We start from the raw sequence: 15,409 nt of genomic DNA on the forward strand, positions 1-15,409 counted from the left end.
CGATGCGTCTGTTCCAGAATAGCGGTCTCTATCCGTCCTATTTGCCGAGGCTGAACCAGCTCGCGGCAAAGGCGTCAAGTTTCAACGCGCGCCGCGACGTGTTTCTGCACGATCGGTTTGGCGCCGCGCATTTTCTCAAGCCCGTGCTCGACGGCGCAGCTGAAGCCTTCTTCACGAATGGCGACGATGAAGTGCTGCAGCGCCAGTGGGCGCGTGAGCAGGGCATGAAGGAATCGCCGACGCTCGAGGCCATTCTGCTCGCGCAGATCGAGCATCATAGAACCGAGGTGTTCTACAATCTCGATCCGGTGCGCTATCCGAGTGCGTTTGTCGTCAAGCTTCCCGGCTGCGTGAAGAAGACGCTGTGCTGGCGCGCCGCGCCTTCCGGAAATGCTGATCTCACCGCCTATGGCGCGGTGCTTGGAAACTTCCCCTCGATCCTCGAGGCGTGGCGCAGCAAGGGGTGCCGGGCGGAGCTCTTCTTTCCCGCGATCGACCCCGTCATGGAGCAGTACGGCCACGGCGAACGGCCGATCGACGTGGCGTTTGTCGGGGGATATTCGCGGCATCATAGCGCGCGGGGCAGGACCCTCGAACAGGTCGCCGCCCTGGCGACCAATCGCAACATCGTGTTCTGCCTCGATGCCTCGCGGCTGACACGGCTTGCCGAGAGCGCGGTCGGGCGATTGCTGCCGCTGGGGAAGCACCGCCGCCCCGACGTCATCGCGCGAATCGCAAGGATGCCGCTGTTCGGCCGGGACCTCTACGAGCTGTTCGGATCGGCGAAGATCGTGCTCAACGGTGCAATCGACATGGCCGGCAACGATCGCGGCAACATGCGCTGCTTCGAGGCGATGGGGTGCGGGTCGCTGCTGGTGTCGGATGCCGGTAATTATCCGGAGGCGATGCGGGACGGGGTCACGATGCGTACCTACGACGCGCCGGAAAAGGCCGCCGCCACGATTTCAAGCAGCCTGCAGGATTGGCCGCAATGGGCCGGGATCGCTGGTTCCGGCCGGCGCCGCGTGCAGGAGACCTACAGCAAGGCCTCGCAATGGGCCCAGTTTATCGATCTCGTCGCGCGGATTGAGCCGTGCTAGACGGTGCAGGGTGGCCGACCGGCTTGCCCTGCCGCATTGTACAGGTTACGCGGCGGTGGGAGGCGATGTTTCCGATGCAAGTCCGTTTGACCCGCACGCGGGCGTTCGACGAGAGAGCAAACCATGCTGACGCCTTTGCGTAGATCGAGCTGAGCAAATGAATCTCGACTATTGCCTGCAGCGGCTGGTGGGGCGTGCGACGTGCCGGCTTGGAGCGGGCGCGAAATTGATGCGGACTGCGCGCATCCGCAACACTCGTCGCGACAGCGATCGGATTGTCATTGGCGAAAATAGCATCATCCGCGGGGAGTTGATGACCTTCGCGCACGGTGGCGAGCTGAGAATCGGCGAGTGGTGCTACGTCGGAGAGGGAACCCGGATCTGGTCTGCTGCCTCGATCGAGATCGGCAACCGCGTTTTGATCTCGCATTCGGCGAATGTCTTCGACAATCTCACGCATCCGCTGCGCGCGGCGGAGCGGCACCGGCAGGTCCAGCAGATTTTCACGCGTGGGCATCCGAGCGATATCTCGCTTAACGAGAGCCCGGTTAGAATTGGAGATGACGCTTGGATCGGCGCGGGTGCGATGGTGTTGCGCGGAGTGACGGTCGGGCAGGGCGCTATCGTCGCGGCCGGCGCGGTCGTGACGAAGGACGTCGCAGCGTTTTCGATCGTGGCGGGCAATCCGGCCGTGCAGGTAAGGGAGCTTGGCCCCGATGAGCGGTGAGCGCAAGTTTGCCACCTGGGAGGAAGCGGTCGTCTGGCTGCGCAATCAGCCCGACCAGGGCCAGCTTGTGCTCGACGCATTTTACGACGATCCCCTGGCTGGCGCTGCTGAACGCTATTTCCTGAGCTCCGAGTGGCAGGCGGTCGCCGCGCTGCTGGCTGGCCGGACTGGCACCGCACTCGACGTCGGCGCCGGCCGTGGCATTGCAAGCTACGCGCTTGCCCGAAGCGGCTTTGCCGTGACGGCGCTCGAGCCGGATCCCAGCGCAATCGTGGGGGCTGCGGCGATCCGGGGGCTGGCGCAACAGGCGCAATTGCCGATCCAGGTGGTTGAGGAGTTTTCCGAGCGGTTGCCGTTCGCCGATGCGACGTTCGATCTCGTCTTTGCCCGGGCCGTGCTGCATCACACGCGCGATCTCGAGGGCGCGTGCCGGGAGATGTTTCGCGTGCTGCGCCCCGGCGGCATGATGATCGCGGCGCGCGAGCACGTCATCAGCAAGGAGGCCGATCTTCCGCAGTTCCTTGCACAGCATCCGTTGCACCACCTTTACGGCGGCGAGCATGCCTTCCTGCTCGATCGCTACACCGGCGCGCTGGCCACCGCAGGATTTTCCTCGGTCGACACACTGGCGCCGCTCCAAAGCCCGATCAACCTGTTTCCCTATACGCTGGAGAGCCTGAGGACGGCGATCGTGACGAAGCTGACGCAGAAGATTCCAGTGGCGCCGCTGTGGCGAACCGCGCTCGGGTCACGCTCGATCTTTATCTCGCTGCTATCGATGGCCGAACGTTTCGACAATCGGCCGGGCCGGCTCTACTCCTTTGTCTGTCGCAAGGCCTGAGGATGATCGTCTGGGTTACAGGCGCGAAAGGATTCATCGGCCGCTATCTCGCGCACGCGTTGGCGGGGGCGGACCGTGCGGTGCATGGCGTCGGACACGGGGCGCTTGACGCAGCGGAAGCCCGGCGGCTTGGCTTGGCGAGCTGGACCAATGGTGAAATCGACGCGGCCAATCTTAACGCGCTTGCGGCTGCGCACGGGCTGCCGACGCACGTCTTTCATCTGGCCGGCGCATCGTCCGTCGGCGTCTCGATCGAACGCCCATTCGAGGATTTCTCGCGGACTGTCGTGAGCACGGCGCGGCTGCTCGAATGGCTACGCGGATCCGCGCCGAACTGCGCAGTGATCGCGGCGTCGAGTGCGGCCGTTTATGGCGCCGACCATTTTGGCCCAATCCCTGAAAGTGTCATCCCGACTCCGATGTCGCCCTATGGGCAGCACAAGTTCATGATGGAGCAATTGTGCCGGAGCTACGCGCAGTCGTTTGGCATCCGCTGCACCATCGTGCGGCTGTTCTCGGTCTATGGCCCCAATTTGCGCAAACAATTGCTCTGGGACATCTGCTCACGGCTGGAAGCGAGGGAGCAGGTGCTCACGCTCGGCGGGACGGGCAACGAAATCCGCGACTGGACCGACGTGCGCGATGTCGCGAGGCTGCTTGCGAGCGTCGCGGACCCGTCGCAAGAGAGCTTCCGGGTCATCAATGGCGGTTCAGGCCGAGGGACCAGCGTTGCCGATATCGCCGCCGGCCTTATCCGGCAGTGGGGCAGCAACACCGTTGTGCGGCACTCCGGAGTGAGCCGGCCCGGTGATCCCGTGAGCCTGTTGGCCGACGATGCAATGCTGCGTCAGGTCGGGTTCGATTGGCGCGTTTCGCTCGATCAGGGCCTTGCCGATTACGTGGCGTGGTTCAAGGGCCAAGCTTCGTGACGCCGCGCCCATTGCGGTTCGCGTTCAGTCACATTTCGCGACGGCTATGGGCCGGCGGCTACAATTATCAGCGCAATCTGTTTGCGGCGCTTGCCAGGTTTCTGCCCGGCGAATTTGTTCCGATCGTCTTTGCCGGGAACAGGGCCGAGGAGAATGAGCTCGCGGAGCTTGCCGCAATACCGGGTGTCGAGGTCGTTCGATCGGAGGCATTCGATGGACAGCCAGGGTTGGCCGCGGCACTCGGGATCGGTCTGGATCGGGGAGCCGCGGCGGCGTTTCGAGGCGCCGGGATTGATGTCGTCGTCGAATCGGCACGTTTCTTTGGTTGGCGGCTCGCGCATCCGGCAGTGGCGTGGATTCCGGATCTGCAGCACCGCTCGCTGCCGCAACTGTTTCCAACGACGGCACGCTGGCGCCGCGAGCTTGGCTTTCGCATGCAAATCGCCTCGGGCCGAACCATCATGCTGAGCAGCGAGAGCGCGCTGCGTGATTTCAAGGCCTACTATCCAGGCGCAAGAAACAAGGTCTGCGTCGTTCGCTTCGCGACCCAGCCACCGGCCGCGTTCCTGAACACCGACCCGTCGGACGTAATCGCGGAATATAATCTGCCGGCGAACTATTTCTACCTGCCCAATCAGTTTTATCGCCACAAGAACCACCAGCTCGTCGTCGACGCCTTGACGATCCTGAAGGGGCGGGCGATCGACGTGGTGATCTGTGCATCCGGCAGCAAGGAAGACCGGCGCGAGCCGGGCTACTATGATCTGGTAAACTCCGAGATCCAAAAACGCGGCCTTGAAGCGCAGTTCCGCCACCTTGGCGTTATCCCGCTGCCGCATGTCTACGCGCTGCTGCGCGCTTCAACAGCCCTGATCAACCCATCGCGCTTCGAGGGCTGGAGCACGACCGTCGAGGAGGCGAAGTCGTTTGGCGTTCCAGTGATCCTGTCGGATATCGACGTGCACCGCGAGCAGACCTCAGGTGCCGCCCGCTATTTCGGCGTCGATGACCCGGTCGCGCTGGCGGATCATCTGATGCAGATTTCGGAGATGAATAGCCCTCCGACGGTACGAAACATTGTCCCGCATCAGGACGACAATGTCCGTGCGTTCGCGCGAAGCTTTTCGGACGCTATCCGGCAAACCGCCGTGAGTTGAAGGCCAGCTTCCTGGGGGCGGCAAGACGTGACCCCACGCTACCTCATAAGCGACCACCATGATCGCCGAGCCGGCCATCGACGCTGCTGAGCTTCGCAATTCAGGAAGATAGCTTGCCCTTCATCGATTGATATTTGAGTTGCGCTCGGCAGCAATCCTTGCTGCCTGCTAGCCCTCCACGATTTTCCAGGCGCGCCGGCAGTGTCACCAAGCGCTCCGTCACCTGGTTAGCCAATGTGGTTCTTGGGTTTCAGATTGCACCAGTGTTTCTGTAGGTTTCTGGCGGGCCAAATCTGCACGGTGAATAGCTCAATTGAGCTATTCACGCTCTCACCGTTTGAAAATAATGTGTTCAAGCACAAGAAGCGTCTTGCGTCTCATGCGGGTGCAGTACGGAGCTTAAGAGCGCCCTCAACAATGAGCGTCGCCGCCGATGAACTGGCTGAGGACCCTGCCGAGGCTCAGAAGGCCGACCCTGCTGCGGACCGTCGTCGCAATCTTGCTGGTGGCCGTCTCTGCTTCGCAGCTTCTGCCTATGCAATCGCGAGGCAGGCAAGTTGGTGTACCCGGATACGACTATGTGAGCGGGCGCACATAGCGGGATTCCGGACGCCGAACTCATCCGACGTCCTTCTGAGACCGACGATGTCGCCTACGCGAACCGGATCGCGCTCGCGGTGCACTACACCAGCTACAACTGCGAACCGGGCGACTTCTCGTTGACACCGATTGAGCGTGTTCTTTCTGCAACTCTTGCTCAGTTAGCACTAATCGACGCGAGCCTAATTTGGAGCGAGGGCCTTCTTCAGAAACGTACGCTGATATGCGGCTTCTGTGGCCAGCGCGCAGTGATCACTTCCGAGAATCTTCGCAAAAATGGAATTCAAGCGTGGGCGTTCGATGTCGGTGGCCGTGTGCTCGTAAAGTTTGCTGCCGGTGGGCACGACTACCTGGTTGATCCAGACTATGGGATTCCGGCTTACAGGTACGACGTGCGGCGCGGCGTCTTGCGAGCGGAGATAGTCGCGAAGTACACAAAAGCAGGTTGGGCGAACGCCAACGAGATCTACCGCTACGTATCGAGTCGATCCGACAATGAGGACTATTTGAATCCCGAGTACGTTTTGCACATTGAGAACATGCAGGACGTCGTTTTCCACTATGCCAATGCAATCGCAATAGGATTGATCTTGCTGGCTCCGTGCGCTGCTTTTTGGTGTCCGGTCAAAGATCGCTCGATCCGCTTCTTGGTCACCTCGTGTTCTGACCGCTCGTGAATATCTGCTTCCAGATGCAAAACGCGCAAGCTGGAGGGGCGAGAGGTTCAGTGATCGAACCTCGATGGGAATAGCCGGCTCAACAAACTTGGACGATGAGGAATTCGGAGCGAAACGAAGGGGTCCTTCGCGTCTGGATCAATGACTCGGTAGGCTCGCCCGTTTGTATTCGGGTCGCTGTTGTCGCTCGTCGAGAAAATCAAGGACGACTGCCAATGAGAGTATCGTCCGTTTCCTTTCTCGGCGATATCGACGTGCGTCGTATGAGCTGGTCCGAGAGCGTGACGGTCTTCTGTCACTTCAAGCCGAGACCGACTGGGTGCCTCATTGCTGTCCGAGACGGCGCCTGGGATAAGTGTCAGATATTGCCAAGCGTTGCCGCCAAAATGTTTGAATGGCGGGCGGATGAGGCCCGGGTCCGGCTCACGCCAAGGCGGAAGCGTATCGAGGTAGAGCCCGAGCGGAATGTATAAGATCGCTCCAAAAATAGTCGCGAGAACGAGCCTCCGCTGAAATCGCTTCGACATGTCGTGTCCAGTTTGCAGATCAGGATGCGGCGTGGATCAGGGCAAAATGCAGTGTTGGCTCGCACCAAATGCGATCGCTAACCAACATCGACCGCTTGATGGTCATGCGAGGTGCTCTTCAAGCTTCCTCTCGACGGCGACAGACCCACTCCGCGATGCAAAGACTGAGCGCGGCGTCAGATACCATAGCAGAAAAAGTACGGCGGCGCCGTGAGAGAGGAGGGTTGTCGTGAATGGCACGTTCAAGAGGATCTGAGGAAGGATCGCACCAGATACAAGGACGAAGCGAGGAGGAAGGCCCGAGGAAAATCGATTGACGAGAGCGACTACAAGTCCGCATGCCAAAACCGGGATCGGCGCCAGGAGAACGCCGACCGAAGCGATCCCTTCGGTCGCGAAAAGGGAGGCATTGAAATTACCGAGCCGGTAGGCCTGCTGCATCACTTCTCCCAACTGAACCGGATAGGGACAAGAGACGAGGGTTTTGACAAATGTAATCTGGCAGAAGGATGTGAGAGGGTGGTTGAAGAAGAAGTCGTTGTAGATATCCATCGCATTTGAAGGCGTAGCAATCATTCGAAGATTGACGATATCGAGATAGCGCGTGTCGCTGATGCCGAGGATGGCGTACAAGACGACGCCGATAATCAGCGGTACGAATAGCGAGAGCACAACTGCAATTCGGCAATCGAGCAGGCGCGTCAGTACAGCCATGGCCAGAAGCCACATTGGTGTGAAGAACGCGATCTTGTTGAGCGTGATTGGGTAGACAAGCAGCAATAGGACAAGCGTCAGTCCAGCTCGCCAGTAATTCCGCCGCTCCACAAAGCAGGCAAAGGTGAAGGGCAACAGGGCGTTCGAAACGACGCCAATGCAGTAGACGAGCGGGGAGGGCATGTTGATCTTGTCGCGGAAGTCGTACATCTGCCCGAGCGAGACCATTTTGAAGCTATAGCTTGCGGCTATCAGGATCGTGGCCACGCCGACTGCCAAGATAATTGTCAATGCGCGGTAGAAGGTTGTTTCGCTAATCGTGAACACTCGTCGGATCGGAGATGTCACGAGGAGTGATGGCGCCATGAATGCTATCATGGACGCGACGGCAGAGGCTCCGCTGAGCCAGTGATTGTACTCGAAGCGGGAGAAACAATTTAGCCAGAGGTATCCAAGGATCATGGTGTAAAAATAAAAGCTGAGAAAATAACCAAAGCTGAATGGAACGAGGAGGAAAAGGTAGGAGAGAGCAGCAAACGCGGCGATCGTTGCGATCGCCCCGTTGAGCAGTTCGGCATCATAAAAAATATGGAAGTTGCCGTAGCTGCGGCTGAGATAGCCGAGCGAGATGCAGCAGGCGACGATATGGAAGCTGATCAATACGCCCAAGCTCACGCGCGTTGAAATCTTGCCCGCTACCGCGATCTCGTTCGTATTCATGCTGCCAGTCCCGTTGCAGGTCATACGCGGCCGGTGAGTGTGGCTGGCGGCCTGCGGATTCGAAGATTCGAGAACTTAACCTGCTTGGTGCCAAGAGTAAGCCTCTGTTATCTCAGCGAAGCAACAATTGCCAACAATTGCCGTGATGACGTTCGTCATCTTTCGCGGATGCGGAGCCTTACGAACATGGCGCAGCGTATCTTGAGTTCGGCCGGCGCCGCTGCGCGGCTGGGCCGGATCAACGAACCGCGCCGCAATTCCACGGCGACGCCGTGCTTGCTTCGTTCGCTTGGGCTCTCCCGGTCATCACAGGTATGGCTGGTCCCGGGACCGAAGGTACCCAAGATTTCGAGTGAGCCGAGTTGCTTCCATGAGCGGAACTCTCTGGTCGTGCTTGACGATTGCGTTGTCCTGTAAACACCAGGAAGCAGGTTGACAAGTCGCCAATTTCGAACGAGCAGCAAAGCAATTCAGCCAGCCTCCGCTTGCGCGGGCGTTTCTGTGGGCGAGTCCCATGGAGGAGTTCATGAGATTTCCTTGGCAACTGCCGCATTCACAGGCCCGGCCGCCGGCGCAGGAGCCCGGAGAATAATGGTGATATCAAGCACGGCACGACACGTTGGCCGCAGCCTGTGAGGGACATCGCTTTGACGCCGGCTGCGTCAGTTCGCTTGTTCAGTGGGCCGCGATCGGCGAGGTCGCGGTTATCGATCGGTTCGGGCGTTCGAAGCAGTCAGTGGTGTCTCATTGCGCGCCAATATGTCACCGTAGAGCTGAGTGATCGTGTAGCCGATAATCCTTGCAGAGAATCGCTCCGACACGCGTCGTCTCGCCGCAGCACCGAACCTCGCCCGCAACTCAGGCGCTTCAGCAAGCCGCAGAATTGCGCTTGCCAGGGCTATTGGGTCCTCGAGTGGTACCAAGAGGCCGGTTTGATCAGCAAGCACAATCTCGCGGCAGCCAGGCGTGTCCGTCGCAATCAGGGGCCTGCCGCAGGCGGCTGCTTCCATCAACGCTCCCGGAAGCCCTTCACGATACGAAGGCAATGCCGCGATGTGTGAAGCGCGCCACAGCGAGGCGATGTTGTCGATGTGCCCGAGCCACGTGATGCCCGGTCGTGCGATCCAGGCTTCGATCTCTTCGTGTGACACGGACGATGGATTCGCCGGGTCAGGATTTCCTGCGATGATAAGGTTGATATCGTGTCCTTGATCGCGCAGTAGACCGTGGGCGTGAACCAGAGTGCGGATGCCTTTGTCGACCAGCAGCCGCCCCGCGAATCCGATCGTGATCGGGCCTGCCGGCTCAGGTAGCGGCTGCAGTGATTCATCATCAACGCCAGATCCCGGAATCAACGTCATGCGGTCGGGCTTGGCACCGAGCGCCATCAGGGCCTCGCGGTCGTCGGGATTTTGCACGATTGTGTAGCTGCGATTTCGATTGAGCAGCCAAGGCAGCAGTCTGGTCAGGACGCGCTTCAGCAGACGTGACTGCGAACTCGATGACGTGAAGATATAGCCGAGCCCGGTGATCGCATTGACGACGGGGAATCTCCGGTCGAGCGCAGCCAGCGAACCAAAGACGCAGCATTGCACCCCGGAATGGTGCACGATGCTTGGCTTGATCGCGCGCTCCACCTCCCGGATAGCTTTCAGCGCCGCAGCAGCCGTGAGCATCGCCCGTTGACCACGTTGGAAGGGGATCTGGTGAAGTACAAAGTCCTCCGCCTTGATAGAGGCGGCGCCGCTGCTCACATTGGTCGCCACATGAACCTCAAGGCCGGCGTCACGCGCTGCCCGCGCCATTGGCAGGCGATTGAGCAAGAACGCCCAGTCCTCGTTAGCGATGTAGAGGATGCGACCCTTCAGCTTGATTTCTAGGGGATTCATTGATCAGTCGAAGCAGGATTGTCGGAAGCCCGGATGTCATGGGTAATCGGGAGCATGAAAAATCTGTGTCGTCTCGAAGGGAGCAGCAGGACCGCAAGTAGGCCATCAGCATCGTCGCCAACGTCACGAAGGGCCGCAATCATACCACGGGATGACGCACGTCCACCAGCAGTGCGGCGGCCTGCCGCATGGTTCGGGTGCGACATCATCAGATTTGGTGGGTACGAAGTTCGAGCGATGCGCTGCTTGTGCCGCCTGGGTCTATCACAGCGCCGGCTGCTGCTGCGCGGACGCTTCGACGCGGTTGCTGTTGATTTGCGCCAGCTCTAACCGCCCAGTACAGGCGCTTATCGGATGTGGTGACCGCTCATTCCGAGGCGTCGTTGTTCGTCGACATTGCGGTCAGCGCACTCTGGAATGTTATTCATCGAACGCAACTACTGGGGGCAGGGGTATGGTCAGTCCATTTGGCGGCGTTCGAACGCGGCCGGTGGCAGCGCCGAGCGAATACTATCGGTACGCCGTAGTGAGTGGGCGTTTGCATCCAGGCTAAGAAAAGGCGCCCGTCCGAACATGCCAATTTGCTGGCTCAATTAGCTAGCCATAAAATTCTACAACAAATTCAATTGATTGAATTGTTCACATCGTGAACGTTCGACTTGACGTTCACGGCATGAACGGACTATCTGTCGCCGACGGAGGGGGAGTCTCAATGGACCACACGTTGCCGGATTCTAGCGGGGAGGATGAACGGATCGTCCTTAATTTGCTGAATTCCGTCGATGATGGCGCGCAATCGCAGCGCCGCATCGCGGAGGAGCTTGGCATCGCGCTTGGCCTCGTTAACGCCTACCTCAAGCGATGCATCAAGAAGGGCCTTGTCAAAGTCAGCCAGGCGCCGGCGCGTCGCTACGCCTATTACCTGACGCCAAAGGGCTTCGCTGAGAAATCGCGCCTGACCGTGGAATATCTGTCGTCCTCTTTCTCGTTTTTTCGTCAGGCCAAGGCCGATTGTGCGCAGGTCCTTCAATTGGCGAAGGCGCAGCATTTCCAGAATCTGGTGCTCTGTGGAAGGTCGGACTTGGCCGAGATTGCCATGCTGTCGGCTGTCGATTGCGGAGTCTCGATCGTCGCCATTGTTGATGAAAATGCAGGCGACGCGCGTTTCGTCGGGGTCCAGGTCGTTGCTGGCTACGATCGTGTTGCCATTCCATTTGATGCTGTGATGATCACCGATGTAGCCAATCCCAGTCGGGCTTTCGATGAAGCGGTACGCCTCTACGGACCAGGCCGTGTACTGGCTCCAAGCTTGCTGGGGTTGAATCACCAGGAGCATCAGAATGCAGCGCAATGATTGCGTCAAATACACGTTCCTTGCTGCTCTGCTTTTTTCAGTGATCTGAACAGTGTCTACGGCCAGGGGGAGAGGGGCGCAGTAATGTGCGGCATTGCGGGTTTCATGCGACTTCGGCCAGGCGGCCGCGGGCCTCTATCGCAGCGGGTCCTCGACGAAATGACCGATAGCCTCGCATATCGTGGGCCGGATTCGCGCGGCACTTGGCTCGACAGCGAACGAGGTGTGGGCTTCGGTCACCGACGTCTGGCGATCCGTGATTTGACCCCCACGGGCGCTCAACCGATGACGTCGGGATGTGGGCGGTTCGTCATCGTCTACAATGGTGAGGTTTACTCCCATAACGAGATTGCGGCCGATCTCGAGCGGACCAATCGTCGGCTCAAAGGTCACTCGGATACTGAAGTTATCCTCGAGGCCTGCGCGGAATGGGGCATCGAAAACGTGGTGCCGCGCCTGATCGGCATGTTCGCCATCGCGCTCTATGACAAGCAGACTGGCGATCTGACTCTTGTGCGCGACCGCCTTGGAATCAAGCCGCTTTACTGGAGCGTAATTGACGGGGTGCTGACCTTCGGCTCGGAATTGAAAGCGCTGCGCGCTGTTCCGGGCTGGGCGCCAGCCCTGGATCGCAACGCGATGGCTTCGTTCATGCGCCACAACTATATCCCGGCGCCTTTTACGATCTATAAGGATACCTACAAGCTTGAACCGGGCACCATGCTCAAGACCAAGCTTGGCGGCGAAGTTTCGACTGAGTGTTTCTGGAATCTCAGAGGCCTCGTTGAGACGTCGGTAGGCGGCAAATCGAAAATCGACGAGGGCGAGGCGATCAATCGCCTTGATGCTCTGCTGTCCGATGCGGTGAGGCGCCGGCTGGTTGCCGACGTGCCGATTGGTTCGCTGTTGTCGGGAGGGATAGACTCCTCGCTCGTGACTGCGCTGATGGCAGAGACCGCAGATCGAAAGATCAATACATTCTCGATCGGTTTTGCGGAGAAGGGATTTGACGAGGCGCCCTTTGCGCGCGAGGTCGCGCGCCACCTCGGAACTGACCACACCGAATTGTATGCTGATGCCTCGCATGCCTTGGATATGGTTGAGCATCTCCCGCAATGGTACGACGAACCGTTCGCCGACTCCTCTCAACTGCCGACCGCCTTGGTGTGCGAGCTGACGCGTCAGCATGTTAAGGTCGTGCTTTCGGGAGATGGTGGCGATGAATTGTTCGCGGGCTATTCCCGCTATGCCTACGCGCTGGATATGCGAAAGGTCGCCAGCCCCGCCCCAGGGGCTTTGCGCAATGTGCTGGCTCGAGGTCTCCGTGCTGTTCCGAGGCGTGCCTTGGATCAGATCGGCGAGGTGCTGCCGGGCCGCTGGCGGATAAACGGTCTTGGTTCGAAGGTTGAACGGTACGCCCCGGCCATTCTCGAGGGTGATCCCGACACGCTCTATCGCGGGATGCTGAGCCATTGGCACACACCGGACGATCTGGTGATCGGAGCTTCCGAGACCAAGGGGGTGCTTTGGGATACGCATCTCCCGACCAGCGTTCCGAATTTTCTCGACCGGATGATGCTTATCGACACTCTCACCTATCTGCCTGACGACATTCTGACGAAGGTCGATCGCGCCAGCATGGTCGTCGGCCTCGAAGCGCGGGTTCCGCTACTGGATCACCGGGTCGTGGAATTCTCCTGGACCCTTCCAAGGCATATGAAGTATCGCGATGGCGTTGCCAAATGGGCGTTGCGCGAGGTGCTCTATCGCCGTGTCCCGCGTGCACTGCTTGACCGTCCAAAGATGGGATTTGGCGTGCCGCTGGCGGAGTGGCTGAGGGGACCGCTGAGGGACTGGGCGGAAGAATTGTTGGCTGAGAAAAGATTGAAGGAGCAGGAATTGTTCACTCCCGCACCGATCCGAGAGCGATGGCAAGCGCATCTGGCTGGCGCGAACTGGGCCTATCCGCTGTGGAATGTCTTGATGGCGCAAGCGTGGCTGTCGGCTAATCCGGAGGTCTCGCTGTGATCGCGGCGCAGTCACTTCTTGGCTCGGTGTACGGACACCGCGAGCTCGTTGCTGAGCTCGTGAAGCGTGAGTTGCGTGATCGTCACACCGGACAGCTGCTGGGCGCGCTGTGGGCTTATGGTCATCCGCTGCTGCTCATGCTGATGTACTCGCTCCTGTTTGCCTACGTATTCCCGACCCGCGTCGGTAGCAGCGGCGGCCATCCCGATTTTGCCGTCAATGTCTTGATCGGAATAGTCTCGTGGCTGGCGTTTCAGGATTTGCTGGCGCGCTCCACCACGATATTGACCGCTCATGCAAGCCTCGTGAAGCAGATCATTTTTCCGGTCGTGGTATTGCCGATCAAGACTGCGATCGCTTCGGCGCTTCCATACTCAATCGCGCTTCTGTTCACGATCGGCTACGCTGCGGTCAGCGGAACCCTGACTTTCATGGTTCTGACCGTCCCGTTCCTGATTGCGATCCAACTCATTGCGATGACCGGCGTTGCTCTCATGCTATCGGCCCTCGGCATCTTCTTTCGCGATTTGCGCGACATCGTGACGATCTTCTGTGCGGTCAACCTGTTCGCACAGCCCATCTTGTTCAACCCGTATGTGACGCCGAGCTGGATGAATTGGGTTTTTCATTTCAATCCGTTCAGCTACCAGGTTTGGTGCTGGCAGGACGCGCTCTATTTCGGAGCCTTTCAACATCCGGCGGCTTGGATTGTTTTTCCCCCTTGGGGCGGTCTCCTGCCTGACAATCGGCTACGCGGCATTCTCTCGCCTGCAGCACGGCTTTGGTGACGCGCTATGACCGGATCCGAAATCGCCATCCGTGCGCGCGGGCTGCGAAAGGCGTACCGCGTCTATGAGCATGCAATCGATCCGCTGGTGGAAGTTATTCGCCGCGTTCCGCGCCACACCGAGCGCGTGGCCCTTCAGGCCGTCGATCTCGATCTCAAGCGTGGAGAGATCGTCGGAATTCTTGGGCGCAATGGGGCCGGAAAATCGACGCTGCTCAAGATCATCGCCGGAACACTCGAGCGCTCGTCGGGTGATTTGGACGTCAACGGCCGGATCACCGCCATCCTCGAACTGGGAACCGGCTTTCACCCGGACTACACCGGCCGAGAGAACATTTTCATGGGTGGGCTGTGCCTCGGCATGCCCAAAGCGGAAATCGAACGCAAGCTCGATTCGATCATCGAATTTAGCGAGTTGCGGGATGTCATCGACCAGCCATTCAAGACCTATTCGACCGGGATGCAGGCGCGTCTCACGTTCGCCACGGCGATCAGCGTCGAGCCTGATATCCTGATCGTTGACGAAGCTCTATCGGTTGGCGACGCGCGGTTTCAAATGAAGTGCTTCGGCTGGATCCAGCGGCTGAAGCAGAAGAACGCGACGATCTTGCTCGTGTCCCATGATACCAACACGATTACGACTTTCTGCGATCGCGCCCTGATTCTGGAAGGCGGACGAGTCTTCGCGGAAGGCGAGGCCGGGCCGATATCGGTGGTCTATCACAATCTGCTGTTTGGCAAATCGGAAGCGAGCACGGCGACCGCGGCCGAAGAGGCGTCGTCGCCGGGGCTGGAGAACGCGATCAGTCAAAGAACCGTCGAGAATGCCGACGATTCCGAGCTGCCGGCGGAGGAAATCGCGCCGAAGGTTCGATATGGATCGGGTGAGGGGCGTTTGCTCGATTGGGGGGTGTTCGATGAGCACGGACGGCGCGCAACGCTCCTTCAGAGTGGAAGCAACTATCGCTTTTCGATGCGGTTTCGGTGCGATGTGGACATTCCGGCACTGTCCTGTGGTTTTGCAATTAAGGACCGCAGGGGAACTGTCGTATGGGGGGCAACCAACCTCACCAGCCATGGCGTGGCGTGGCAAGCCCGTGCCGGTGATGTTCTGACGATAGCGTGCGATTGCACGATGTGGTTGGCTGCGGGCGACTTCTTTCTAACGCTCGGCGCGGCGCATCTCCACGATGGTGCAAAAATCGATTTCGTCGAGGATGCCATTCAATTCCGGGTTGTTGGCACAAAAGGGGCTTTCACGACAGCCTTGGTCAATCTGGAGAGTGAAATCGTGATCTCCTCTGAACAAGAGGATGTCGCCCGGGTAAGCGGAGCTGTCGGAGGATGTTGAAGCGAATA

The 15,409-nt window shown here is 59.4% G+C and carries 12 protein-coding genes; 10 read left to right on the top strand and 2 right to left on the bottom strand.

The genetic code is table 11. The features are described from left to right. Positions 1-2 precede the first annotated feature (2 nt). The 6 genes from ACVWZM_RS34095 (at position 3) to ACVWZM_RS34120 (ending at position 6,031) form a co-directional block, all read left to right on the top strand. Complete coding sequence (locus tag ACVWZM_RS34095; protein ID WP_253589788.1) at positions 3-1,100, top strand: glycosyltransferase; 1,098 nt, start codon at positions 3-5, stop codon at positions 1,098-1,100. Positions 1,101-1,257: 157 nt separating this feature from the next. Beyond that, positions 1,258-1,827 (top strand): acyltransferase, encoded by a 570-nt coding sequence (locus ACVWZM_RS34100; RefSeq protein ID WP_253589789.1) that lies wholly within the window; start codon positions 1,258-1,260, stop codon positions 1,825-1,827. Continuing rightward, positions 1,817-2,668, top strand: a complete 852-nt coding sequence (locus ACVWZM_RS34105; protein WP_253589790.1) for a class I SAM-dependent methyltransferase — start codon at positions 1,817-1,819, stop codon at positions 2,666-2,668. Before ACVWZM_RS34100 ends, ACVWZM_RS34105 begins: the two co-directional genes overlap by 11 nt. A 2-nt stretch (positions 2,669-2,670) precedes the next feature. Continuing rightward, entirely contained in the window at positions 2,671-3,597 is a 927-nt protein-coding gene (locus tag ACVWZM_RS34110; protein WP_253589791.1) for an NAD-dependent epimerase/dehydratase family protein, read from the top strand. After that, positions 3,531-4,754, top strand: coding sequence for a glycosyltransferase family 4 protein (locus ACVWZM_RS34115; RefSeq protein WP_253607789.1), 1,224 nt, complete (start codon positions 3,531-3,533; stop codon positions 4,752-4,754). The genes ACVWZM_RS34110 and ACVWZM_RS34115 overlap by 67 nt, the downstream gene beginning before the upstream one ends. Before the next feature lie 677 nt (positions 4,755-5,431). Then, positions 5,432-6,031: a hypothetical protein gene (locus tag ACVWZM_RS34120; protein ID WP_253589793.1), complete on the top strand. Its 600-nt coding sequence runs from the start codon at positions 5,432-5,434 to the stop codon at positions 6,029-6,031. A 629-nt stretch (positions 6,032-6,660) separates the two neighbouring features. On the opposite strand, the gene ACVWZM_RS34125 is transcribed toward ACVWZM_RS34120, so the two are convergent. Together ACVWZM_RS34125 and ACVWZM_RS34130 are read right to left on the bottom strand one after the other, a co-directional pair. Then, complete coding sequence (locus tag ACVWZM_RS34125) at positions 6,661-7,992, bottom strand: hypothetical protein (protein WP_253589794.1); 1,332 nt, start codon at positions 7,990-7,992, stop codon at positions 6,661-6,663. Positions 7,993-8,696: 704 nt separating this feature from the next. Continuing rightward, the gene (locus ACVWZM_RS34130; protein WP_225644412.1) at positions 8,697-9,881 is read right to left on the bottom strand and encodes a glycosyltransferase family 4 protein; all 1,185 of its coding nucleotides are present in this window, start codon (positions 9,879-9,881) and stop codon (positions 8,697-8,699) included. A 712-nt stretch (positions 9,882-10,593) separates the two neighbouring features. Between ACVWZM_RS34130 and ACVWZM_RS34135 the strand changes: the two genes are divergently transcribed. From ACVWZM_RS34135 to ACVWZM_RS34150, 4 genes are all read left to right on the top strand, one after another. Then, on the top strand, positions 10,594-11,235 hold the full coding sequence (locus ACVWZM_RS34135; protein ID WP_253589795.1) for a winged helix-turn-helix transcriptional regulator: 642 nt from the start codon (positions 10,594-10,596) through the stop codon (positions 11,233-11,235). Positions 11,236-11,319: 84 nt separating this feature from the next. Beyond that, positions 11,320-13,263, top strand: a complete 1,944-nt coding sequence (gene asnB / locus ACVWZM_RS34140) for an asparagine synthase (glutamine-hydrolyzing) (protein ID WP_301322304.1) — start codon at positions 11,320-11,322, stop codon at positions 13,261-13,263. Beyond that, complete coding sequence (locus ACVWZM_RS34145) at positions 13,260-14,051, top strand: ABC transporter permease (RefSeq protein WP_456855683.1); 792 nt, start codon at positions 13,260-13,262, stop codon at positions 14,049-14,051. Before asnB ends, ACVWZM_RS34145 begins: the two co-directional genes overlap by 4 nt. Before the next feature lie 6 nt (positions 14,052-14,057). Next, on the top strand, positions 14,058-15,401 hold the full coding sequence (locus ACVWZM_RS34150) for an ABC transporter ATP-binding protein (protein WP_229158727.1): 1,344 nt from the start codon (positions 14,058-14,060) through the stop codon (positions 15,399-15,401). The last annotated feature ends 8 nt before the right edge of the window (positions 15,402-15,409 follow it).

The organism is Bradyrhizobium sp. USDA 4501 (assembly GCF_054062115.1).

Bases quoted from the DNA above. Each gene is read 5' to 3' on its own strand.
- ACVWZM_RS34095 (WP_253589788.1), top strand. From the start codon at position 3: ATGCGTCTGTTCCAGAATAGCGGTCTCTATCCGTCCTATTTGCCGAGG.
- ACVWZM_RS34100 (WP_253589789.1), top strand. From the start codon at position 1,258: ATGAATCTCGACTATTGCCTGCAGCGGCTGGTGGGGCGTGCGACGTGC.
- ACVWZM_RS34105 (WP_253589790.1), top strand. From the start codon at position 1,817: ATGAGCGGTGAGCGCAAGTTTGCCACCTGGGAGGAAGCGGTCGTCTGG.
- ACVWZM_RS34110 (WP_253589791.1), top strand. From the start codon at position 2,671: ATGATCGTCTGGGTTACAGGCGCGAAAGGATTCATCGGCCGCTATCTC.
- ACVWZM_RS34125 (WP_253589794.1), bottom strand. From the start codon at position 7,992: ATGAATACGAACGAGATCGCGGTAGCGGGCAAGATTTCAACGCGCGTG.
- ACVWZM_RS34130 (WP_225644412.1), bottom strand. From the start codon at position 9,881: ATGAATCCCCTAGAAATCAAGCTGAAGGGTCGCATCCTCTACATCGCT.
- ACVWZM_RS34135 (WP_253589795.1), top strand. From the start codon at position 10,594: ATGGACCACACGTTGCCGGATTCTAGCGGGGAGGATGAACGGATCGTC.
- asnB (WP_301322304.1), top strand. From the start codon at position 11,320: ATGTGCGGCATTGCGGGTTTCATGCGACTTCGGCCAGGCGGCCGCGGG.
- ACVWZM_RS34150 (WP_229158727.1), top strand. From the start codon at position 14,058: ATGACCGGATCCGAAATCGCCATCCGTGCGCGCGGGCTGCGAAAGGCG.